Origin of the sequence: Microcystis sp. M144S2 (assembly GCF_020246065.1) — a bacterium.
GTDB lineage: Bacteria > Cyanobacteriota > Cyanobacteriia > Cyanobacteriales > Microcystaceae > Microcystis > Microcystis ichthyoblabe_A.
The window spans coordinates 21,987-45,111 of sequence record NZ_JADBTR010000017.1 but is presented as its reverse complement, the minus strand read 5'-3'; the positions used below and the strand labels follow the sequence as shown (position 1 = coordinate 45,111).

The window sequence follows — 23,125 nt, the reverse complement described above, 5'->3', positions numbered from 1 at the left end:
GATAGCGATCGAGATTGGGAAACCATTATTAAAATGCGATCACCTTGAACTTTTCCTATTCCCCTTGAGTTGCTTGTCTAACCTGTTCGATCTCTAATTCTAAAGCTTGTGCTATCTGTTCAAAGTTTAATCCTAAGGCCAATAAACGAGGAATAGAGGCTAATTTTGCCGCTAATTCGCCTTCTTGTCGGCCTTCTTCTCTACCTTCCTCTCTACCTTCCTCTCTACCTTCTTCTCTACCCTCTTCTAAAGCTTCCTGATACACTTTAGTTTGTTTTAAATCACTTAAACTAAACATCGCTTCTATCTCCTTTCTACTGACTTGGGGTAACTTATAAACCAAGATTGTCTCTATCAATTCTAAAAGTTCTTGCTGTTGTTTGACCTTAGGGAATTCTTGTCTAATCCGTGGAATTAATTGTTTTCCCTGCTCGATCGCTCTGGCGGTTGGTGCCATAATTAATTGTAACATCGATATTCCCAGGGATTCCACTTCCCTTAATTCCTCGAGATAAAAACGTAAAATTCTGCCTGAGTTGATTAACTCCCCATAACGAGCCGTCTCTACGCTTTCCACTGAACGCCGAGGATAAATAACTACTCCCTGCCAGTTGTTGCTTAAGTCCGTTTGGTGGAGATAGAGGAAGATTTCACTGAAGAAACGGGAATAAAAACTATTATCTTTCTGAAATTGTACTTCGAGGAAATAGATAGGCTGATTGGGTGTATCAGGCAAAAAGACTCCATCGAGACGAAAGGACAATTGTTTAACTTCCACCGAGGAGAATTGATAAGAATTGGCGGTTTCGGGGGGAAGGTTCAACAAATCAAAGAAACAAGCGGGAAATCTTTGTAAGAGTTGATAGAAAATACTGTCAGTTTTCACACAATTAAACTCAAAAAGAGTCCTCTAGTTTAGCAGAAGTTTTTTATTGTGTTCTTCAGTAAGCTCCTATTTTTGAGCAATTGGGATGACGACTGTTACCCAACACCATCGGAACCAAGATTAAATAGGGTATGATGGGGGTTGGATAGATTTTCTCCTATACTTTTTCCTCAAGTATGACAACCGGGGAAAGCTGGAAGGGTGGCACACCATAAATCATCTTCTTGCCAAACAATAACTTTAATATTCATCTTTAACTTTTTTGTCCTTATATGTCGAAGTAATGATCGATATCAATCGGGAACCATTCCCCATCTAATACCTGTTCGAGGGAGAAAGGAGGCTCTAGAGGAATCGCGTCGCGAGTGACGGTTTTCGCTTGTATTAGGGTTTTTCGAGCGTTCGAGTAGGCTTTTTGAAAATAATCCCGCGCATGGTTACTGAGAGTAGTGGTTTCTAGCCACTCTCCTAGTTGAGTTCGGAAACTGGCAATTTCTCCTACCCAGTGACAGACGTTGCGTTCTCGCTCCCGTTCCGATTTGTGATAAGCTAACTTAAACAGGTGTTCGATAAGCTGGGTTAATAAACTCTCTACAGCCCGTCTGTCACTTTTCCCCATGCACTCCACTTCCTCGATCAGATTTTCCCAGTCCACCTCATCAAACTTTTTTAGCTTTAAAAGTTCGGCGGTTTTTGAAGCCCAGAGAACAAAATCCTGATCGTATAAGGCTTTCATTGATAAAGCTGTTTCTACTGCCATAGTTTCGTTCCCACTGATCATAAAACTATGTCTTTAGCTTAACTTTACTAGCGCAAACCTTTTTAACTTTTTTGTCTTTCACTAAGCAGTATAACTCGATCTCATCAGACGTTATACAATAAATCTTGTCCCTCGATCGCATTGTCCCATGACTACCCCCTTCACTGCCGCAGAAATTGCCTCAGAAGGCATCAAACCCGAAGAATACGAAGAAATAGTCAAAAGACTGGGAAGACACCCCAACAAAGCCGAATTAGGAATGTTTGGCGTGATGTGGTCGGAACACTGCTGTTATAAAAACTCCCGGCCGCTGCTCAAACAATTCCCCACCACTGGCGAAAAAATTCTCGTCGGACCGGGAGAAAATGCCGGAGTAGTGGATTTAGGCGATGGATTGCGATTAGCCTTTAAAATCGAGTCCCATAATCATCCTTCTGCGGTGGAACCGTTCCAAGGTGCCGCTACCGGAGTCGGAGGCATCCTGCGCGATATTTTTACCATGGGGGCCCGGCCCATTGCTATCCTCAACTCCCTCCGTTTTGGTAACTTGCAAGATGCCCGCAATCGTCGCATTTTTGCCGGAGTCGTGGAAGGAATAAGTCATTATGGCAATAGTGTCGGCGTTCCCACGGTGGGCGGTGAGATATACTTCGATAATGCCTACAATGGCAATCCCCTCGTTAATGCCATGGCTTTAGGGCTAATGGAAACCGAGGAAATCGTTAAATCCGGGGCAAAAGGACTGGGAAATCCGGTTTTATACGTTGGTTCTACCACCGGCCGCGACGGTATGGGAGGGGCGAGTTTTGCCAGCGCCGAATTAACCGATAAATCTATGGATGACCGGCCCGCGGTGCAAGTGGGCGACCCTTTTCTGGAAAAATCCCTGATAGAAGCTTGTTTAGAGGCATTTAAGACCGGCGCGGTGGTGGCGGCCCAGGATATGGGGGCCGCCGGGATCACCTGTTCTACCTCCGAGATGGCGGCCAAGGGAGGGGTGGGAATTGAATTAGACCTCGATAAAATCCCCGTCCGGGAAACTGGGATGGTCCCCTACGAATATCTGCTATCGGAATCCCAAGAAAGAATGTTATTTGTGGCAGCATCGGGACGAGAAGGCGAATTAATCGAGATTTTCCATCGTTGGGGACTTCAGGCTGTGGTCGCTGGCCAGGTAATTGCAGAACCGATCGTCCGTATATTATTTAAAGGGGAAATTGCCGCCGAAATTCCTGCCACGGCCCTAGCGGATAATACTCCGATTTATCATCGGGAATTACTAACAGAACCGCCAGAATACGCCCAAAAAGCTCAATTATGGGAAGATAGCACGATTCCTATTCCCGAATCCTATAACGAGATTTTATTAAAACTACTGGATAGTCCCTCGATTGCCTCAAAACGCTGGGTTTATCGTCAATATGACCATCAAGTCCAGAATAACACCGTTATTCTCCCCGGAGGAGCCGATGCGGCCGTGATTCGCGTGCGTCCTCTGGGTGCTAATCCCGCCAATTCTCGGCGAGGTGTAGCGGCGACTACAGATTGTAATCCGCGATATGTTTATCTTGATCCCTATAACGGAGCTAAGTTGGCCGTGGCGGAAGCGGCCAGAAACCTTAGCTGTGTTGGGGCTGACCCCATTGCTGTCACGGATAATCTCAATTTCGGAAGTCCAGAGAATTCAATCGGTTATTGGCAATTAGCCACTGCTTGTCAGGGTATTGCCGAAGCTTGTCGGGAAATGAATACACCAGTAACTGGGGGTAATGTCTCTTTGTACAACGAAACCGTTGATGCAGCTGGCAGCCCCCAGTCTATTTATCCGACTCCCGTGATTGGGATGGTGGGATTAGTGCCGGATATCGGGCAAATTTGCGGCCAAGGTTGGCAAAAAGCGGGGGATTTAATCTATATTTTGGGTTTCTCCTTGCCAACTATCGGCGCATCGGAATATTTAGCCGTTATTCACGGTTTGGTGACGGGAAAACCGCCGGTAATTGATTTTGAGTTAGAAAGAAAGGTACAAGCGGCCTGTCGTCAGGGAATTCGCGCTGGTTGGGTGAAATCTGCCCACGATTGCGCGGAGGGAGGTTTAGCCACTGCTCTGGCAGAATGCTGTATTAGTGGCCAATTAGGGGCGGAAATTGACCTTTCTTGGCAGCATCAGGGCCGTTTTGACGCGGTGTTATTCGGAGAATTAGCTAGTTGCATTATCGTCTCCGTTTCCTCCGAAAATCGGCAAGATTGGGAAGAATACCTAAAGACACAATTAGGAGACTATTGGCAAATAACTGGCAAAGTTAGCGAAAAAAGCGATAATCTTCGGATTTTTGACCGGGATAAACAACCGGCGATCGATGTTAGTCTAGAAACTATACAGCAAGTTTGGTCAAAAGCGATCGAAAGAAGGCTGTAATCTTGAGGCCGTCAGCTAGATAAGATGGCCGATTATATCGGTAAATAAAGGCTGATAGCTGATAAATAAATCGTTAAAAGAAGATTAAGATCGGTTAAGATTTTGTTACCAAAGTATTCTGCAGCCCCAACCCTCCCATGTCTAGCCATCCCGACTCATCTGTATCTTTTGCCAGTGTCGATAAGCCTGAAGAAGCCTGTGGAGTTTTTGGACTCTATGCCCCCGAGGAAGAAGTAGCAAAACTGACCTATTTCGGACTCTATGCCCTGCAACACCGAGGACAGGAATCGGCAGGTATTGCCACCTACGACGGGGAAACGGTGCATTGTTACAAAGAAATGGGCTTAGTTTCCCAAGTTTTTAGCGAAACTGTCCTTAAAACCTTGCCCGGTACTCACGCCGTCGGTCATACTCGTTACTCTACCACCGGTTCTAGCCGTCGCGCCAATGCCCAACCTGCTGTGATCGAAACCCGTTTGGGTAAACTTTCCCTAGCACATAACGGCAATTTAGTCAATACTTTTGAGTTAAGAAATGTATTAGAAAAGCGCGGTTGTGATCTCGTCACCACCACCGACTCGGAAATGATCGCCGTCGCTATCGGTCAGGAGGTGGATAGTGGCAAGGATTGGATACAAGCGGCGATCGATGCCTTTAGCTATTGTAGCGGGGCTTATAGCCTTGTTATCGGCACACCGACGGGAATTATCGGGGCGCGGGATCCCAATGGTGTCAGACCCTTAGTAATTGGGGTTTTGCAAGAAGAAGGCAATCCCCCCCGTTATGTTTTAGCTTCGGAAACCTGCGGATTAGATATTATCGGGGCCGATTATCTGCGGGATGTGCAGCCGGGGGAATTAGTTTGGATTAGTGAAGATGGCTTATCTTCGGTGGATTGGGCCATGAAACCAGAGAAAAAATTATGCGTTTTCGAGATGATTTATTTTGCCCGTCCCGATAGCATTGTTCACGAGGAATCTTTATATACTTATCGGGTACGTTTGGGGGAACAATTAGCCAAAGAGTCGCCGGTAGAAGCAGATATGGTGATGGGAGTTCCCGATTCGGGTATTCCGGCTGCGATCGGATTTTCGCGCATTTCTGATATTCCCTACGCGGAAGGATTGATTAAAAATCGTTATGTGGGACGGACTTTTATTCAACCAACCCAACACATGAGAGAGTCGGGGATTAAGATGAAATTGAATCCTTTAAAGGATGTTTTACAGGGAAAAAGAGTTATTATTGTTGATGATTCGATCGTGCGGGGAACCACTAGCCGGAAATTAGTTAAAGCTTTACGCGATGCCGGAGCAAGAGAAGTTCACATGAGAATATCTTCTCCTCCGGTGACTCATCCCTGTTTTTATGGCATTGATACGGACAATCAAGAGCAGTTAATTGCGGCAACTAAATCGGTGGCGGAAATTCAGGCACAAATCGGGGTGGATAGTTTAGCTTATCTCAGTCAAGATGGAATGTTAACAGCAACGAAGGAAGATCCGAAAACCTTCTGTACTGCTTGTTTTAATGGCGATTATCCGATTCCTGTACCCGATAATGTTAAGCGATCGAAGTTGATTTTAGAAACAGTTAAATAGGGGTTGCTGAATAAATCTAAAAACCTTGCTGGGTAAAACTTTTAGACTTTTTATCAATCAAAAAGTACCAGAGATGGGAGTGATCGGGGGGAAAATTCAGGGACTTTTTCCCTGAAAATTAGGTAATTGACCAGGTGAAAATCGGTAAAACCCTACACCCGTTCGGCTGAGCTCACGGCCGAAGCCCACACCCCACACCCGTTCGGACCTCGGCGTGAGCTCGGTCGAACGCTGAGCTCACGGCCGAAGCCCACACCCTGTCCCCACGAATAACTTTTTGCCGCAAACCCTAAATAGCCTCACGGCTAAATCCTCTGAAAACAATCGGCAATTTCCTGGGGAGTTAAAAGAGAATTAGGATAACCGGAAAGTTGTCCTAATTTTTGTGCTAATAAAACTGCCTGGGGTGGAGTTAGATAGGTTTTGGCTAAGAGATCGGTTTGATGATAAGCTTGCCGGATTGGGGCATCTAAAAGGATAGTTCCTTGACCCATAATAATTACTCTTTCGGCGTATTCTGGCATTAAATAGAGGTGATGGGTGATCACAATCACGGTTTTGCCCATCTGGTGTAATTGACGACTCACCTCTAAAATTGCCTTAGCTCCTTGGTAATCTTGGCCGGTGGTGGGTTCATCGAAAACAACTATACGCGGTTCCATGGCTAAAATTGCCGCAATCACTACCCGCGCTCGATCGCCTTTCGGTAAGGAGAGAGGATGATAGGATCGATATTCTAGCAATCCCATGGCTTCTAGACTTGCTTCCGTGCGTTGGGTGACGATTTCTGGAGAATAACCGAGATTAGTCAGGGCAAATGATACTTCTTTCTCCACAGTGGTGTTAAAAATCTGATTATCGGGATTTTGGGCTACATAACCGATCGAACGAGCTAAATCACTAACAGAAAAGCTAGTGATCGAACGTCCGTCAATCATAACTTGACCGGTGGTTGCCGAGAGAAGATTGAGAAAATGCTTGACTAAAGTGCTTTTTCCCGCGCCATTTTGACCGATAATCAGCAGATATTCCCCTTCGGCAATATCGAGGGACACATCCCGCAAAGCGGTAGTACCATCAGGATAGGTATGGCAGAGATTTTTAACGCTCAGTAGGGGGTTTAAGGGGTCAGAAACCGACGATAAGGGAGGGTTTGGTGTTATTTGATGATAAAAGGATTTAAGCTCGTTTAAACGGGCAAAACCGCGGTCTAGGGTGACAGGAATGGACTCAATCGCCCCGATTTTCTGCTCGATCAAGGCAAAAGTAGTGGCCACTTGCGGGGGACGCAGGGCATTTTCATGTAAAAGTTGTACTTGGGAGTAGATCTCTGCTGGGGTTCCCATGGCTTCGATCGCACCTTCCCTTAATAGTACCAGGCGATCGGCATATTCGGCCATTTCCTCGGCCGCGTGGGAGACCATGACAATAGTGACACCGAGATGGCGATTTAATTCCTTAATGGTGGCGAAAACTTCCTGAGAGCCTACCGGATCCAGTTGGGAGGTGGGTTCATCGAGAATTAACAAAGCGGGCTGAACTGCGAGAGCGGCGGCGATCGCTAATCGTTGTTTTTGTCCTCCTGATAATTCCCCCGGCGATTTTTTTTCCATTCCCTCTAACCGGACTGCCGCTAAAACTTTGGGAATGCGCGCTTTAATTTCCTCTCGCGGTAGCCGTAAATTTTCTAAGGTAAAAGCGATTTCATTTTCTATCGAAGTGGCTAAAAGTTGCGTTTCGGGATCTTCAAATACTGCCCCCACATAGCGGGCCAGGGTGCTAACGGGATGGGTTAAAGTATCTAAACCGGCTACTGTTGCATAACCAAAAAAACGCCCTCCGTAGAATTGGGGGACAATACCGTTAAGAGTTAAACAGAGAGTAGTTTTTCCCGCACCTGTGGGCCCGATAATACCTAAAAATTCTCCTCGATGAATTGCTAAAGAGATATTTTTAAGCACTAGATTGGAGGATTCGGGATAAATATAGGAAACTTTCTCTAATTGGGCAATGATTTCCATTATCGGTGGGGAATAGAAGACGGGAGTGGGGTAGATGGGGAGATATTTTTCAGGGAAATTTGAATGAGGGACGCTTCTATTTTCCGCTATTTTGATCGATGAACTTGATTATCACACAGGCGGCCTACTACTCTGTGATTTATCCTGCAATTGTACCAGTTACTCCTCGCCCACTCGCAGAAAAACTTAATATTTCTACTCTTGACAAATTTGCTGTAAGGTGCCAACAAAATCGGGGTAGGAAATGCCAGCTGCTTCAGCGCGATGGATAGTGGTGGGTTGACGGGAATTGAGGGCAGCGATCGCTAGACTCATGGCAATGCGATGATCGGTAAAACTGTCCACTTCCGTGCCGACTAGGCCCGTACCGCCGGTAATCTCTAAACCATCGGGTAATTCCCTTACTTTTGCCCCTAGGCGATCGAGTTGGGTGGCCATCACCGTCAGGCGATCGCTTTCTTTCACCCGTAATTCCTCGGCATCCTTAATAATTGTCGTTCCTTGGGCAAAAACCGCCGCTACTGCCAGAATGGGAATTTCATCGATCAGACGGGGTATAATCTCACCAGCGATCGTGGTTGCCTGTAGTGGACTGGATTTCACCCGCAGATCCGCCACCGGTTCCCCCGTCACCACCCGTTGATTTTCGAGGGTGATATCTGCCCCCATTACCTGTAAAACCTGTAAAACTCCAGTTCTAGTCGGGTTTATTCCCACATTTTCGATTAATAACTCAGAATTAGGCACGATTGCCCCCGCTACCAACCAAAAAGCTGCCGAACTGATATCTCCCGGTACGATCACCGTTTGTCCGGTTAAAGTGGGATAACCCGTCACCGTGACGCTATTAGTCTCCCCATCCACCTCAATATTTGCCCCAAAAGCGCGCAGCATCCGTTCACTGTGATCGCGAGATAAAGCGGGTTCCGTGATCGTAGTTTTCCCCTCCGTTAACAGTCCTGCGAGGAGAAGACAGGATTTCACCTGTGCAGAAGCGACGGGAGAATAGTAGTGGATCGGTTGCAGAGATTCCCCAGAAACGGCTAAAGGAGCCAAAGAATTGGCTTTTCTGCCCCAAATTTGCGCCCCCATTTCCTTGAGGGGTTTCACCACCCTGGACATGGGACGCAATCGCAGGGAAGCATCACCGGTAACGACAAAAAAACGGTCCTGATGACCGGCCAATAATCCTAACATTAAGCGGATCGTCGTGCCGGAATTGCCCGCGTCGAGGATTTCTAAGGGTTCCTGAAGATTGCCTAAACCCCTACCTTTGACGATCACTTTCTCGCTGTTGAGTTGGGAAATTTCCACACCCATGGCACGAAAACAACTAGCGGTACTGCGGGGATCTTCGCCCAATAATAACCCATGAATAACGGTTTCTCCTTCGGCGATCGCTCCTAACATCAGGGAGCGATGGGATATAGATTTATCGCCTGGGATGGTGATTTTTCCCCGTAATCCCGTGATTTTGGCTGGATCGATGACTAAATCTTGATGGGATTGAAGGGGGTTAAGGGTGACAATAGACATGATCGTTAGGCAGATGAAGACAAGCTCGATCTATTTTCCCTCTTTACCTCGCCCTTTCCTTGTCAAGTTATGTAAAGAATATTAAGCTAGAGTGACAGTTGATTTTCCCAGTGTGACAGGAACGAGGGAAAGGACACAAAGATCGATCGCTCCCGTATTAGGTTAAACTTATCACACCAAGAAACTGATAACTGATAACTGATAACTGATTATGTCTCGTCGTCAACTGTTGAGTTTTTTAATTGCAGTAATTCTGGCATTTTTTGCCTTGATTCCCGATGCTAACGCTTTAGGTGGCCCCCAACCCCCTTTAAATCAACCGGCACCCGATTTTAGCCTACCGACTAACACGGGAGAAGGGAATATTTCCCTATCGGACTATCGGGGTAAATGGGTAGTTTTGTATTTTTATCCCAAGGATTTTACCCCCGGCTGTACCCTAGAAGCGCGGCGTTTTCAGCAGGATTTGCCGAAATATATGGCTAAAAATACGCAAGTTTTAGGGGTAAGTGCCGATGATGTCGATTCTCATGCGGAATTTTGTGACTCGGAGGGGTTAAAATTTCCCTTACTGGCAGATACTACCGGAGATGTTAGTAAAGCCTATGGTTCTTGGATGGGTTATGTTTCCCTGCGTCATACCTATCTTATCGATCCGCAGGGGATTTTAAAAGAGATTTATTTAGGGGTAAATCCTGCCATTCACAGCGCCGAAGTTTTAGCACGTTTAGAGGAATTACAGGCGACTTCTTGAGATAATTGGTCTTGAATCTAGAAATTATTCTGGTCGGTTAGTTACGATGATAAGCTAACTACGGTTTGCATTATCTATAGTCGCTCAATCAATCCTCATTTTCTAGATAATGGCAGCACACTCTGAACAAATGGTTCAATAATTAGACAATCAATACAGACAATAGCTTATGAATGGATCACGAACAAGTTTTCAAGCTGGTTGGTTAAATATAGAGCAGGAATTAGTTTTACTTTTAACAGCAACAATTAATATTAAAGGTATGCCGAAAGCCTATCCAAATGTTCCCGATCAAAGACAGGAAGATTACTATAATTCCCTGAAGTATTATATTAATTTTCATCCTCGTATCAAAAAAATACTATTTGTGGAAAATTCTGGTTGGCCTCTTGATCGATTGCAGGAAACGACTCAAGAAAATCCCCATAACAAACAAATTGAATTTATTTCACTAGATGCCAATGATTTTCCTCGTAATTTTGGCAAAGGTTACGGCGAAACCCTATTAATAGAGCAGGGAATTTTAAAATCAGCACTGGTCAAAGAGTCTTCTTATATTGCCAAGATAACTGGGAGAATTTACCTTCTCAATATGACCGATATTTTAGAGAGGGTTAAAAGTCCCTTTGAGTGTTTATGTGATTTTAAATGGCCGATTTGGCAACAATTACAGAACAAACAAAATAATCCTTCCTATGCAGATACTCGTTTTCTTGTCTTTAGCAAATGCTTTTATGAAAGCTACCTGCAGCCGATGCACAAAAATCATCAGCAGGGGTGTTTTTACAGTGAACATCAATATTATCAAGCTATTAATTTAGCATCACAATCGGCTAATGTTTGTAAAAGGTTTCCCGTTGAACCGAAATTTTCTGGTATTGCGGGACATTTTGGGGGAAAAGACTATAATAGTCGTTCCGAACAGTTGAAATACGCAATTCGTGTCTTGACTCGCCAAACTATGCCTTGGCTATATCTGTAAGCAACTCTTCCCGTCTATGGTATCGACGACAAATAACAATTCCATCGTTCAGAAACATGAAAAAATAAAATGACAAAGCCATCCTTAAAAGTCGGGATTTTAAAACCAAAATTTTCGATAAAAAAAAATCCCGACCACGATTTTTTCATCGGTGGGGGATATAGACTAACAACCTTAACCGAGATAATCAGGACTAATTGCAATTATCGTCCTTATCACCCTTACAGTCACGGTTTTGTAAACTTAGCGGCCAAGAGGAATGGTCAAAATGGTTATCTTGACTATTAACCGCTAAAGTGTGAGGAAGAGAACCTAACAGCAAGGAGACCACAACAAACAAGGTTAACGAGATTTTCATGGCTTTTACTCCCTTAGACACCATCAGGTAATTGACCTATTTTTACCATAGGGCTTTTCCGCTCGGATGTCAGTCCCATTGCCAAGAGGGAAAAAGGGGTTAACATGGAAAAAAAGGGAATATAAGTAGAATAAAGTAGAACCCAATGAAACCACAGGGATGGGACGAGTTTCTTAAACATCTAGCTAGAGAATACGGTGTTCAAGGCAAATTAAAGGAGATTTTTTTAGTTCGTTTTGCCTACGAAAATTGGCGCAAACCGGATGAGGAAATTTGGGAAATGGCCGAGGCCGCCAGCCATGAAACCTATAAAAAACAAATGACTAAAATCTATAGCTATTTCTCGGCAGATAAAGATAATGGTTGTCCCGAACTAGAATTAGGTAGTAAAGGGCCGGGTAAGTTCCAAATCCTCCGAGAATGGTTCAAAGATATCAAATATCCTGAATGGAAAAATCACCCCACCCCGATACTAGCAGAAAAATCAGTCATAGATACTTATATTAGCCGCCCTCCCGTCGAAAGCGACTGTTATCAAGAAATTAATCGCCCGGGGTCACTCATTCACATTAAATCCCCCGAAAAGACCGGTAAAACTTCTCTCCTTAAACATCTGCTCGCTCAAGCAGATAGTTGGGGACATAGCACAGTTTATATTAATTGTCAAGTGGCAGAAAAGGCGATGTTTGCCAGTTTGGACCGATTTTGTCGCTGGTTTTCGGCAAATGTTAGCCGAGAATTGGGTTTAAAGCCGCAATTAGATGAATATTGGGATGAGGAACTATTTGGCAGTTTAATCAGTTGTCAAACCTATTTTCAGTCCTATCTTTTGGAACAGATTAACGGGCCGCTCTTTTTGGCCCTAGATAATTTAGACAGAATTTTCGAGTATCCCGACATCGCTAGGGATTTTCTGCCGCTTTTGCGCTGTTGGCACGAAGAAGCTAATAATTTGGAAATCTGGCAGAATTTGCGGTTAGCGATTGCTAATTCCACGGAAATCTATATTCAATTGGACGCTAATCAATCTCCCTTTAATGTCGGCCGTGCGATTAAATTACCCGGTTTTAACCTCGAACAACTGGAAAACTTGGCTAGTAGCTACGGATTGCCTAAAAATGACGATAATCAGCGTTTTATCGGGGATTTAATCACTCTAGTTGCTGGTCATCCCTATCTTAGCCGTTTGGCCCTGGAAGCGCGGGTGCGCGGGGAAAAAAATATTCTCCCTAATGCTGCTACCCAAGGGGGAATTTATGCGGCACACTTGCGTCATCACTGGGATAATCTGCAAAAACAGCCGGAATTATTGACAGCGATGGGGGAAGTGGTTAATTCTTCCGATAAGGGAGTGCGATTAGAACCGATTACTGCCTATAAACTGGAAAGTATGGGTTTAATTCAGTTAAAAGGCGACCTAGCCCAGCCTAGCTGTCAATTATATCAGCTTTACTTCCGAGAGGAACAGACCAGCAGCGATCTCTAGTGGATAATTATACTAAATCCGTTGAGTACAGGCTAGTTACGAGGAGAGGCACTCATGCAAGAGGCACTCATGCAAAGGGGAATAAATAATCAGTTTTAATAACCGGATTGACTATCACATTTGCAGAAATATCGACAATCAGCAATTATCAGTGACTCTTAAATTATTACAAATATATCAGCAGCCGCGTGTAAGCATCCCACCGAAAAGCTCATGCGCAGGGGGTTCGGGGGAGGCGCTTCGTCCCCCGACGGGGGGTTTGGGGGGTAGAACCCCCCAAAAGCTTGGATTGAGGAATAAAATCGGAAGTAACGATCAATTTTGGCAGATAGTTTCCCTTTAAAAATCCCAACTTAGTAGATTTACAAAAATGAGATGCACCCGCTCAAAGATTGCTCAACTTGCTAAAGATTGTAGTTCGGAAGTGGCATAAACTCTCACGATTTTGTCTTGGCAGGCCGTGGCGATATAATTACCATCGGGACTAAAACAAACGGAATAGATTTTCTGGGGATGGGGAATAGAAATAATCGCTTTTCCTGCTTTTAAATCCCATAATTTTAAGCTTTTATCATCACTACCACTGGCTAATAGTTGATTATTAGGACTAACACTAACTGAATTGATATGATCACTATGTTCGCTGAGAGTTTTTACCTCTGTACCTCTTTTAATATCCCAGATTTTAATAGTTTTGTCTTTGCTGCCACTGGCTAAAAATTTGTTATTACTGCCGAAATCTACCGATAAAATACCTCCAAACCAATCGGAATGACCTTTTAAGGTAATACTGCTCTTTTCTCCCAGATTCCAGATAATTACCGTTTTGTCATTTTCGCCGCCACCACTGGCTAAAAGTTGACCATTTTGACTAAATTTAACTGTTAGAACTTTATCGCTATGACCTTGTAAAGTAGAAAGAATTTCTCCAGTTTTTACTGACCATATTTTCACCGTTTTATCTTCACTGCCACTAGCAATAATTTGCCCATCGGGATGAACAGCTACTGCTGTAACTTTGTCTTGGTGTCCCGTTAAGGTAGAGATTAATTTTTTAGTTTCCAGTGACCAAATTCTTAGGGTTTGATCATCTCCTCCACTGACCAAAAATCCTTGACAGGGACTAAAAGCAACAGAATTGATTCTTTTATGTCTATGTCTTGAAAATATATCATCAATCTCCGAAACCTTTACTTGAGGAGGTTTTGAGAACATATCATTAATTTTAGGTATAGCGATTTCACCCTTATTTCCAAATATATTGCTAATCCCCTCCTCTAGATCTCCAAATATTTTATTGATATCATCTTCAAAAACTTCATCAATTTTTTTAGTTAAAGAAAACTTCTGATTTTTTCTCCATTCCCAGATTAGAATATTCCCATCATCTCCGGCACTAGCCAAAAGTTTACCATCTTGGGAAAAAGTTAGACATTTAACCTCACCTTCATGGCCTTCTAAGGATTTAAAAGATACTAAGCGATTAAACATAGTGAAAACATTAGTTAATCAAGATTTTTCGGCATTACCCGATCTTGCTTGTTCTGTAGGGGACTAAGCCATCCCTGAGATAACTTTTGAGAAATCTCCGATCACCACAAGTACGAGGAAGCCATTCTTCCATGATTATAACTAATTACAGTGTTTTTCGTCAAGGAGATTCATAGCTGATAAGTACCCGTTGACAATCATAGTAGTAGGGTGGGTGAGGGGACAATAATCGAAAAAATTGCCCGATAAATTAAGTATTGGCTGTAACCTAGCCAAAAAAGGCTGCCATTTAGGATCGCTATAGGGTAAGATTAACTATTGCCGATTTTAATCTTGTCCTAACCGAACAAGATTGACAATTGAATCTGTAATTTTAAAAATACCTATCCCGTCAATCTCATCTAACCGCAAATGCTTAAAATTTTAGTTGATGGTACACCGATAAGACAAAATCCTAGTGGAATTGGATTATATGCTTATCACCTGATTGCCGAATTAGCTAAATTACAAAACCAAGAAAACTTTTCCCTGTCACTCTGTTTTCAACCATCGGTAAAAAACTGGCTGCGGGGTAATCTTTCTATCCCTGAAAAACTGCAATCCTATCCAGAGGTTAAATGTTTACCAATTCCCGTCAGTCTTAGCAATATTTTAACCAGATTTCCTAATCCTCTAATTCCCTATCTAGAAAACTTTCTTGATTCTCCCGATATTCTCCACGGATTGGATCATGTGGTGTATCCTTGTCGTCAGAGTCGTCAAGTTATGACTATTCATGATGTTACTTTTATTAAATATCCTGAGTTTGTCACGGGGATTGTCAAAACCTACACCCAACGCATTAAACAATCTCTACAATGGACAGATTTAGTTATTGCTAACTCCGCAAGTACCAAACGAGATATTATTGAATATTTAGATGTAACCCCAGAGAAAATTTTTGTTACTCCCCTCGCAAGTCGTTATTCTTCTCTCCCCAATTATCCCTCATCTCTAACCATCACTAAACCCTATTTACTCTTTGTTAGTACCCTAGAACCACGAAAAAATATTATTAATCTTATCGATGCTTTTAACTATCTCAAGGACAGGTATAAATTAGACCATAATCTGATTCTGATTGGCAAAAAAGGATGGAAGTATCAACCAATTTTTGAGAAAATATCTCAGTCTCCCTTTCGAGATAGTATCCAACATCTTGATTATCTTGCTGATGACTTAGTTGCGGATTATTATCAAAAAGCTGATGTTTTTGTCTATCCTTCCTTTTATGAAGGTTTTGGATTACCAGTTTTAGAAGCGATGACTTTAGGTTGTCCTGTGGTAACTGCTAATACTGCATCCTTACCCGAAGTCACTGGGGATTCGGCAATATTAATTAATCCCGATAATCTCCTGGAAATTGCCGCAGCAATTTATCAAGTTATTAGTGATACCTCTCTCCGTCAAGAATTAATCACTAAAGGAAAAAAACAAGCGGCAAAATTCTCTTGGCAAAAAACTGCACAAGCTACTATAAAAGCTTATCGTTCTCTTTTATAATAAGTAAGTAGTTATAATTAAATTTAAGATGGATCTCCCCTTAATCCCCCCTTGATAAGGGGGGTGCTGATCACCCCTTAATCCCCCCTTGATAAGGGGGGTGTCTGACAACTTTTAACACCTACCTACTTAACTAGCTAATATCTATGAATAAAAATGAACAATTATTAATCAATCTCGCTTTTCTCGGTACTAAATATACTGGATTGACTACCTATACTAAAAATCTCATTCCCCAATTAGCCAACTTAAATCCTACCCTAATCACTTCTAATAGTTACCCAGATTTTAACACCTATCCTGTCTCGGCAAACCTCACCCAAGAGCAGGGAACTAAAGGCAATATTAGGCGCTTAATTTGGACAGAAACCAAACTCTATCAAACCTATCAACAATTAAAGTCTTCCCTGCTATTTACCCCCATTCCCGAAGCACCTATTTATGGAAATTGCCGCTATATTGTCACAGTTCATGATTTAATTCCCCTGCGATTTCCGAAATTTTCTCCTTTAACTTTTTATAATAAATACTATTTACCCCAAGTCCTAAAAAAAGCCACACATATTATCGCTGTTTCCCAAGCAACTGCCGCCGATATTAATAAGTTTTTTAACATACCCCTTGACAAAATAACCGTGATTCTTTCTGGATATGATGCTGATAATTTTCGTCCGCTAAATCTGGCGACTCGTCCCTATTTTCTCTATCTTGGTCGTTATGATACTCATAAAAATCTCGGTCGTTTAATTACTGCTTTTTCCCAAATCGATTCCGAATATCAATTATTAATTGTCGGTCAATTTGACCCCCGTTTTACCCCTGCTCTACAGCAACAGGTAGAAGCATTATCAATCTCTCAACGAGTGCAATTTTTAAACTATGTTTCCTATGAAGAATTGCCGCAACTTTTAAACCAAGCAACTGCTTTAGTTTATCCCTCCCTTTGGGAAGGTTTCGGATTACCTGTACTAGAAGCAATCGCCTGTGGAACTCCTGTCATTACTTCTAATCTTTCCTCTCTCCCAGAAGTCACAGGAGAGGCGGCAATTTTAATTAATCCCTATAGTATCGATGAGATGAGGGAGGCAATGCAGCAAATCGCTAAAAATAACCAATTGCGTCTTAAATTAAAATCCCTGAGTCGCCAACGCGCCGAGCTTTTTAGTTGGGAAAAAACTGGTCAAGAAACCGCCACAATTCTGCAAAGTTTTCTCTAAAAATGGTGACAAAAAAACTTATCAATCATTGCAGGATGGGTTATACTAAATCCGTTGAGCATAGGCTACTTATAAGGACAGGCAAAAGGCAAGAGGCAACAGGGGGAATAAATAATCAGTTTTTAATAACCGGATTTAGTATCAAAGCATAGTAGATGGATTCATGAATCCATCTACCTGGGGGGGAGATTTAGTATGACTTCCTATATATTATTGTGCCATTCTTCGGGAATTTGAGCAACTTTTTCCTTACCATTAGGCTGATGAATAGGTTTTCCTAAAGGACGAATTTTGAGATTTCCTTGCAAATAAGCGGCGATTCTTTCCCTGGCAATTTTCACATATTCTGCTTCTTTTTCACTCCCCATCACTCGACGATTGTGCATAATACTAGCAATCAGAGAAGTTCCAACCCCGGCAAAGGGATCAAAAACCCAATCCCCCTCATTTGTCAAGGCTAAAACACATCTTTCTACTAATTCGATTGGATATTGACAAGGATGAATAGTTTTCTCTGGATGATTAGATTTAACGTTAGGAATATCCCATAGTAACTCATCCCATTCTTGTGCTAAAAACTCCCAAACATCGCTGGGATTTTTTCCTAAAGGATTACCAGAGGGTTTACCGATATTTTTACCTTTAAAATGGCGCTTACCAGGGTATTTAGCGGGGATTCTCACTGGATCAAGATTAAAGATATATTTATCGGTTTTTGTCAACCACAAAATAGTTTCATACCTGCCAGAAAATCTTTTAGAGGTATGTAGTCCATGGCCAAAATGCCAGACAATTCTATTTCTTAAAAAGAAGCCCATTTGTTTAAATAGCTGATAATAAAAAATATCTAAAGGATAAACTTCTCCCTCTTGAACGAAATTTCCCACCTGCCAGCAAATACTGCCATTATCTTGCAAGATTCTAGAGAATTCTCGCAGAATTTTGGTTTGGGTTTCCAGATAAGTATCCAAAGAGATTTTTTTTTCGTAGTCTTTTCCTAAATTGTAGGGAGGAGAAGTAATAATCAAGCTCACAGAATTATCTGGTATAGTCTTGATAAAATTATTGCTATCTCCTTGATAAAGAATTATTTCGGCATCAGGTTGATAAAAGTCTCGTACTGATTTTGATTGAGAAAATAAGGGCAACTGATTCATAGAAAATTTAGTAAAGAAGAGCCACTTTTAATTAGGGTTTGCTGAAAAAGTTTTTCCTGGGGGCAGGGTGTGGGGTGTGGGGTTTTACCCATTTTACATCCAATATGCAAGAGAGCCAGTTTTTTTAAACAATTAATGTTATCTGTAGCCAGCAAAGATATAACAAAAATTCTACTTTTTTAGATAAAAATCGGGAAGAAAGTTTTGACTTTTTTCTATTCTTCCCTTAACTCAGATTAGCTCAAACCAGGGACGCATTCGCCTAATTCCACTGTAAAAGGTTGCCAAGGGCGAGGATCGATTACTTTTGTCGGTAAGGCATGGGATGTTAATAATTCTTGAAAAGATTCGGGACTACCCTCGGCACTTAACACCGCCATCAATAAACCTTTAAACTCGATATCACCACCGGCAGCCGTAGAAATAATATATTCGGGCTGCAAGCGTTGACAGACTGCCAAGGCGCTTTCTTGTCCTTTGATTACCGGTCCGAGGAAAGGTATTTTTAAGTCAATCAAAGGAGTGATAATAACATCAATTTTACCGAGAGAATCGAGGCTAGGAGAATGATAACCGTGGGGTTCGTAGTAGATACTCTGATTTGTCGCTAATTCCTTGATAACATAACCATTTTCCACCAGTGTCGGCCCGACTGGAGAACCGGGGACGGCAGTAATTTCGATCGCATTGTCAAAGATATAACTAGAGCCGTGGGTTAAAGAAATGCGATGGGTATAATTGAGCGCTCGAACCACTTTTTCGGCATTTGGAGAAGCTACCACGGGAATTTGGCGATCGAGTACCTGTAAAGTAGGAGGATGGGCGTGATCTTCCAAACCTTGGGAGAGAAGAATCAGATCGATATTTTGGGGAATGGCATGATTAGCGGTTTTTTTGCCCTCAAATAGCCAAGTTAAATTACCAAAAGTCAGGGAACCTACCAACCAAGGGTCGAGAAGCAGGCGTTTTCCCCCGATTTCGATTAACCAAGAATTACTATCAAGCCAAGTTAACTGCATATAAGCCGAGGAATAATGGGGATTTTCTTAATTTAATTTAACATTAGCATTAATTTTTCTACGCTTGGGGGTTTTTCAGTCATCAGTGAATGCCATTTATAGCAGTTATCTTAATGGTGAGGTAGGAAGTCTCTGGTTTGAGGGAACGGGCAACAGTAGCCAGTCGTCAGGGGGTGATAGCAAATTAAGTAGCTGGTTATAATTAAATTAAAAATGGATTTTAGGTTCGATCCCCCCTGCCCCCCTTGATAAGGGGGGTGCCGATAGGCGGGGGGATCTGAAAGTTTTTAATACCTATCTACTTAGGTTACACTTCATCTTGAGGAGAAACGCTGTCACACTCCTCACTCAATGCCAGTCACTGAAAACCCAAATCTGATCACTGATTACTGATTACTGATTACTGATCACTGATCACTGATTAGTCAAGGCTTAAGAAATAGGGAAAGTTTAGCTATCCTAGGGAAAGTAGGCGCTAAAAGGGGAGGAAGAACGCATCAGCCGAGACTGAATTTCTATGACTAAACGTACCTTCGGTGTTATCGGACTAGCTGTCATGGGAGAAAATCTCGCTCTCAATGTGGAGAGTCGGGGTTTTCCTATAGCTGTTTACAATCGCACCGCCAGCAAAACTAAAGAATTTATGGAAACTCGCGCCGTCGGCAAAGATGTCAAGGCGGCCTATAGTTTAGAAGAATTCGTCCAAATTTTAGAGCGTCCCCGCAAAATCCTGGTCATGGTAAAAGCTGGCCCGCCGGTGGATGCCGTGATTGAACAATTAAAACCCCTTCTCGAAGAAGGAGATATGATTATCGATGGCGGTAACTCCCTCTACGAGGACACGGAAAGACGCACCCGGGACCTAGAATCGACCACTAAACTCGGTTTTGTCGGCATGGGAGTCAGTGGTGGCGAAGAAGGCGCTCTGCACGGTCCTTCCCTGATGCCGGGGGGTACAGAGTTCGCCTATCGGGAATTAGAGCCGATTTTAACCAAAATTGCCGCCCAAGTCGATGATGGTCCCTGTGTCACCTATGTGGGATCCGGGGGGGCGGGCCATTATGTGAAAATGGTTCACAATGGCATCGAGTACGGCGATATGCAGTTAATTGCGGAAGCCTACGATGTGCTGAAAAATGGTCTAGGACTAAGCAATCAGCAGTTACAGGAAACTTTCGCCGAGTGGAACCGCACCGATGAGCTTAATTCTTATTTAATTGAAATTACCGCCGATATCTTTAAGTATGTTGACCCGGAAACCGGCCATCATCTGGTAGATTTAATCTTGGATTCGGCGGGACAAAAGGGAACAGGACGCTGGACAGTGTTAAGTTCCTTGGAGTTGGGGGTGCCAATTCCGACCATTTATGCTGCGGTTAATGCTCGCGTGATGTCCGCTTATAAGGATGAACGGGTGGCAGCCTCAAAAGAGTTACCCGGACCGGGGGAAACCTATCCGGGGGATGCGGCACTATTTGTGGATAAGGTGCGTGATGCTCTTTACTGCTCGAAAATGTGTTCCTATGCCCAAGGTATGGCTTTAATCGCTAAAGCTTCTCAGGAGTTTAACTATAATATCAGTCTGCCGGAATCAGCCCGTATCTGGAAGGGCGGCTGTATTATTCGGGCCGGTTTCTTGGATAAAATTCGCAAAGCTTTTGCGGAAAATCCGGGCCTGCCGAATTTGTTGTTAGCGCCGGAATTTAAGCAAAGTATCCTCGATCGCCAAGAAGCATGGCGTGAGGTGTTAGTCTTGGCTAATAAGTTGGGAATTCCCGTCCCAGCTTTTAGTTCTTCTTTGGACTATTTTGATAGTTATCGTCGGGCCAATTTACCGCAAAATCTCACCCAAGCACAACGGGATTATTTTGGCGCTCATACCTATGAACGTACCGATAAACCCAGAGGTGAGTTTTTCCATACGGAATGGATGGCCTAAACCGCCAGGTACTTAAGAGCTTTTCCCTCCTTTTCTTCGTGATCAAAGGGGGGATTTTTTGCCGATATTTTTCTGATTAAGAGTTAATACTAAATCCGTTGAGTAACGCACAGAAAACGGGTTTCTCGGAGAAACCCGTTTTCTACTCATGCACTCATGCAAAAAGGGGAATAAATAATCAGTCTTTAATAACCAGATTTAGTATTAACTATCGGTCAAGAAATTGGTAGTGATAGCAAATCAGTTTTTAATAGGATAATGGCTTTAAAAGTCAGACAGAGGAATAATTCCACAGGCTTGAATTTTGCTGAAAACGAGGTGAAGTTGCCACAATAACCAATTGCCAACTCTCCAGAAAGCCACGGAGTTTTGATTGTCAGCAACCTCGGCCGATGGATAACAAAGATTTTCTTCAAAAATCAACCAATGAACCGGTAAATGACCGAGGGGAGAATTCGGCTCTAATTGAAAGTTTAGTTGCTCATAATTGAGCCATTGACCCTGCTGCCGCCAACCTAGGCGATCGCCAAGTTTCTTTTGGGTTTCATAATCCACTAAACCACCGAGACTAGAGAAAATGGCCTGCTGAATACTAAACCCGAAATGACCATTACTATAATGCAGCCAAAGTTGATCAATTTTTTTCAGTTCCGAACAAGGTAATTGAGCAATATCTTGAGGATAAACCTCATTCCAGTAGGTCCTACCCAAAATTTTCAATAGTAGTTTAGTCGTTTGGCGATCAGCCGCTTGCCACTGTTGCTTTCTTAGCAAATCTTGTAATTGATTATAATCAAGATCCGTCGATTCTTGAGTTAAGATATTTGGGGAAGTCTGGGGATTTTTGGAACTAGAAGATTTGTCAATATTGTTTTGAGTGAATTGAGAGACAACTATTTCTAGGGGAGTTTTTAGAATAGTGTCTTTTTGACAAACCTCTTGTTCTGCTAAATAATGAGATAATTTATTGATGGTTTTTTCTAGGGAAATAAATTGTGCTGACCATTCACTTTCATTGAATAAGTAATCATTAAATTGATCAGAAGAAAAAGCATCTTTTAACCTTGCTTCTTTCTCGTAACCAGTCGCCAGAAAATTCAGCAAAAACTCAGAATTTATTGCTGAATCTGACGTTTCTAAGATAGCAGGCTGAGGTGGAAAAATATTATCTACCAAATACTTAATTTCTCCAACTGTTGCATAAAATTCTTCATCCACCTTAATCACTTCTTCTATTAATAATTGAAAAGGAGCAAAATAGTCCTGTAAGTAGTTTTCAAAATTAATCGCATTTTGGGCAAGATCAGCAATTTCTTGGCGAACTCGTTGAGATTTGAGTTGATAATGATTTAATTCCTCATAAATTTTGAGTTCTTGAATAATTGCTTGCACAATTTTTTTCTGCTTTTGAGTATCCTCGGCTAATTTCTGAACTCCTTCCCCTAGTAATTTAGTTTTTCTCAACATCAAAAAAGATGTTTTTCCCAGTAGCAAAATTGCCCGAAAATTTTCCTGTTTTTCTAGCTTGAGTTGATCGAGAATATTTTGATTATTATTATTTTTAATTTCTAACTTTATTCTCTCGTAGTCTAAGATTTTTAATTCTTGATATTTTTGGGAAAATAAAATTTTGAGATTGTCACTGAGTTGGAGTAAAAAACGATAATATCCGTCTTGATAGATTTCTAGTCCATTAATTAATAAATTATAGTCTTTAATTAATAACTGAGTCTCGATCAAGATTTCTTGTTGAGTAATTTTTTCTTTTCGTTTAATAATCTTACCAAAATAGTAATGGTAGCGAACTCCTTCTTGAATCAATTTCCGACGTTCCTTGATGATTTTCTGAAAATTTTTTAAGTATCTATTTTTAAAAACAGGAAGTTGATAGCTTTGCTCATAAATGGCAATTTTTTTATAGGTCATCAGATGTTGAGAGTTCCTATTTAGCATAGCT

At 42.3% G+C, this 23,125-nt stretch carries 16 protein-coding genes and 1 pseudogene; 8 read left to right on the top strand and 9 right to left on the bottom strand.

What is annotated here, in order from left to right; translation table 11 throughout:
* Positions 1-55: 55 nt before the first annotated feature.
* The 3 genes and pseudogenes from IM462_RS02635 to IM462_RS02625 form a co-directional block, all read right to left on the bottom strand.
* Positions 56-886, bottom strand: coding sequence for an Rpn family recombination-promoting nuclease/putative transposase (locus IM462_RS02635; protein WP_287700027.1), 831 nt, complete (start codon positions 884-886; stop codon positions 56-58).
* Positions 887-1,059: 173 nt separating this feature from the next.
* Positions 1,060-1,137 (bottom strand): annotated as a pseudogene (locus IM462_RS02630) (type II toxin-antitoxin system HicB family antitoxin); the annotation flags it as partial.
* A gap of 17 nt (positions 1,138-1,154) precedes the next feature.
* A complete protein-coding gene (locus IM462_RS02625) occupies positions 1,155-1,646 on the bottom strand; it encodes a DUF29 domain-containing protein (RefSeq protein WP_287700026.1) in 492 nt (163 codons plus the stop codon).
* Positions 1,647-1,794: 148 nt separating this feature from the next.
* On the opposite strand from IM462_RS02625, the gene purL reads away from it, so the two are divergent.
* Both purL and purF read left to right on the top strand, forming a co-directional pair.
* The gene (purL, locus tag IM462_RS02620) at positions 1,795-4,065 is read left to right on the top strand and encodes a phosphoribosylformylglycinamidine synthase subunit PurL (RefSeq protein ID WP_287700025.1); all 2,271 of its coding nucleotides are present in this window, start codon (positions 1,795-1,797) and stop codon (positions 4,063-4,065) included.
* 137 nt (positions 4,066-4,202) lie between these two features.
* Positions 4,203-5,666 carry an amidophosphoribosyltransferase gene (gene purF / locus IM462_RS02615; RefSeq protein WP_287700024.1) on the top strand — a complete coding sequence of 488 codons (1,464 nt, stop codon included), beginning with the start codon at positions 4,203-4,205 and terminating at the stop codon, positions 5,664-5,666.
* Positions 5,667-5,971: 305 nt separating this feature from the next.
* On the opposite strand, the gene IM462_RS02610 is transcribed toward purF, so the two are convergent.
* Positions 5,972-7,687, bottom strand: coding sequence for an ABC transporter ATP-binding protein (locus tag IM462_RS02610; protein WP_287700023.1), 1,716 nt, complete (start codon positions 7,685-7,687; stop codon positions 5,972-5,974).
* A 195-nt stretch (positions 7,688-7,882) separates the two neighbouring features.
* Positions 7,883-9,223: a 3-phosphoshikimate 1-carboxyvinyltransferase gene (gene aroA / locus IM462_RS02605; RefSeq protein ID WP_287700022.1), complete on the bottom strand. Its 1,341-nt coding sequence runs from the start codon at positions 9,221-9,223 to the stop codon at positions 7,883-7,885.
* Positions 9,224-9,434: 211 nt separating this feature from the next.
* Between aroA and IM462_RS02600 the strand changes: the two genes are divergently transcribed.
* From IM462_RS02600 to IM462_RS02590, 3 genes are all read left to right on the top strand, one after another.
* Positions 9,435-9,977 carry a peroxiredoxin gene (locus IM462_RS02600; RefSeq protein WP_104397294.1) on the top strand — a complete coding sequence of 181 codons (543 nt, stop codon included), beginning with the start codon at positions 9,435-9,437 and terminating at the stop codon, positions 9,975-9,977.
* A gap of 169 nt (positions 9,978-10,146) precedes the next feature.
* On the top strand, positions 10,147-10,959 hold the full coding sequence (locus IM462_RS02595) for a hypothetical protein (RefSeq protein WP_287658667.1): 813 nt from the start codon (positions 10,147-10,149) through the stop codon (positions 10,957-10,959).
* Positions 10,960-11,462: 503 nt separating this feature from the next.
* Positions 11,463-12,803, top strand: a complete 1,341-nt coding sequence (locus IM462_RS02590; RefSeq protein WP_287700020.1) for an AAA-like domain-containing protein — start codon at positions 11,463-11,465, stop codon at positions 12,801-12,803.
* 396 nt (positions 12,804-13,199) lie between these two features.
* On the opposite strand, the gene IM462_RS02585 is transcribed toward IM462_RS02590, so the two are convergent.
* On the bottom strand, positions 13,200-14,294 hold the full coding sequence (locus tag IM462_RS02585; protein ID WP_287700019.1) for a WD40 repeat domain-containing protein: 1,095 nt from the start codon (positions 14,292-14,294) through the stop codon (positions 13,200-13,202).
* Positions 14,295-14,705: 411 nt separating this feature from the next.
* On the opposite strand from IM462_RS02585, the gene IM462_RS02580 reads away from it, so the two are divergent.
* Both IM462_RS02580 and IM462_RS02575 read left to right on the top strand, forming a co-directional pair.
* Positions 14,706-15,836, top strand: coding sequence for a glycosyltransferase family 4 protein (locus IM462_RS02580; RefSeq protein WP_287700018.1), 1,131 nt, complete (start codon positions 14,706-14,708; stop codon positions 15,834-15,836).
* Between the two features lie 146 nt (positions 15,837-15,982).
* Positions 15,983-17,053 (top strand): glycosyltransferase family 4 protein, encoded by a 1,071-nt coding sequence (locus IM462_RS02575; RefSeq protein ID WP_287700017.1) that lies wholly within the window; start codon positions 15,983-15,985, stop codon positions 17,051-17,053.
* Between the two features lie 203 nt (positions 17,054-17,256).
* Here the strand turns inward: IM462_RS02575 and IM462_RS02570 are convergent, their stop codons facing one another.
* Both IM462_RS02570 and IM462_RS02565 read right to left on the bottom strand, forming a co-directional pair.
* Positions 17,257-18,210 carry a DNA-methyltransferase gene (locus IM462_RS02570; protein ID WP_287700016.1) on the bottom strand — a complete coding sequence of 318 codons (954 nt, stop codon included), beginning with the start codon at positions 18,208-18,210 and terminating at the stop codon, positions 17,257-17,259.
* A gap of 236 nt (positions 18,211-18,446) precedes the next feature.
* On the bottom strand, positions 18,447-19,229 hold the full coding sequence (locus tag IM462_RS02565; RefSeq protein WP_287700015.1) for an MBL fold metallo-hydrolase: 783 nt from the start codon (positions 19,227-19,229) through the stop codon (positions 18,447-18,449).
* 517 nt (positions 19,230-19,746) lie between these two features.
* Here IM462_RS02565 and gnd point away from each other — a divergent pair.
* Complete coding sequence (gene gnd, locus IM462_RS02560) at positions 19,747-21,168, top strand: decarboxylating NADP(+)-dependent phosphogluconate dehydrogenase (protein WP_287700014.1); 1,422 nt, start codon at positions 19,747-19,749, stop codon at positions 21,166-21,168.
* A gap of 264 nt (positions 21,169-21,432) precedes the next feature.
* Here the strand turns inward: gnd and IM462_RS02555 are convergent, their stop codons facing one another.
* Positions 21,433-23,094, bottom strand: a complete 1,662-nt coding sequence (locus IM462_RS02555; protein WP_287700013.1) for a GUN4 domain-containing protein — start codon at positions 23,092-23,094, stop codon at positions 21,433-21,435.
* Between the last annotated feature and the right edge of the window lie 31 nt (positions 23,095-23,125).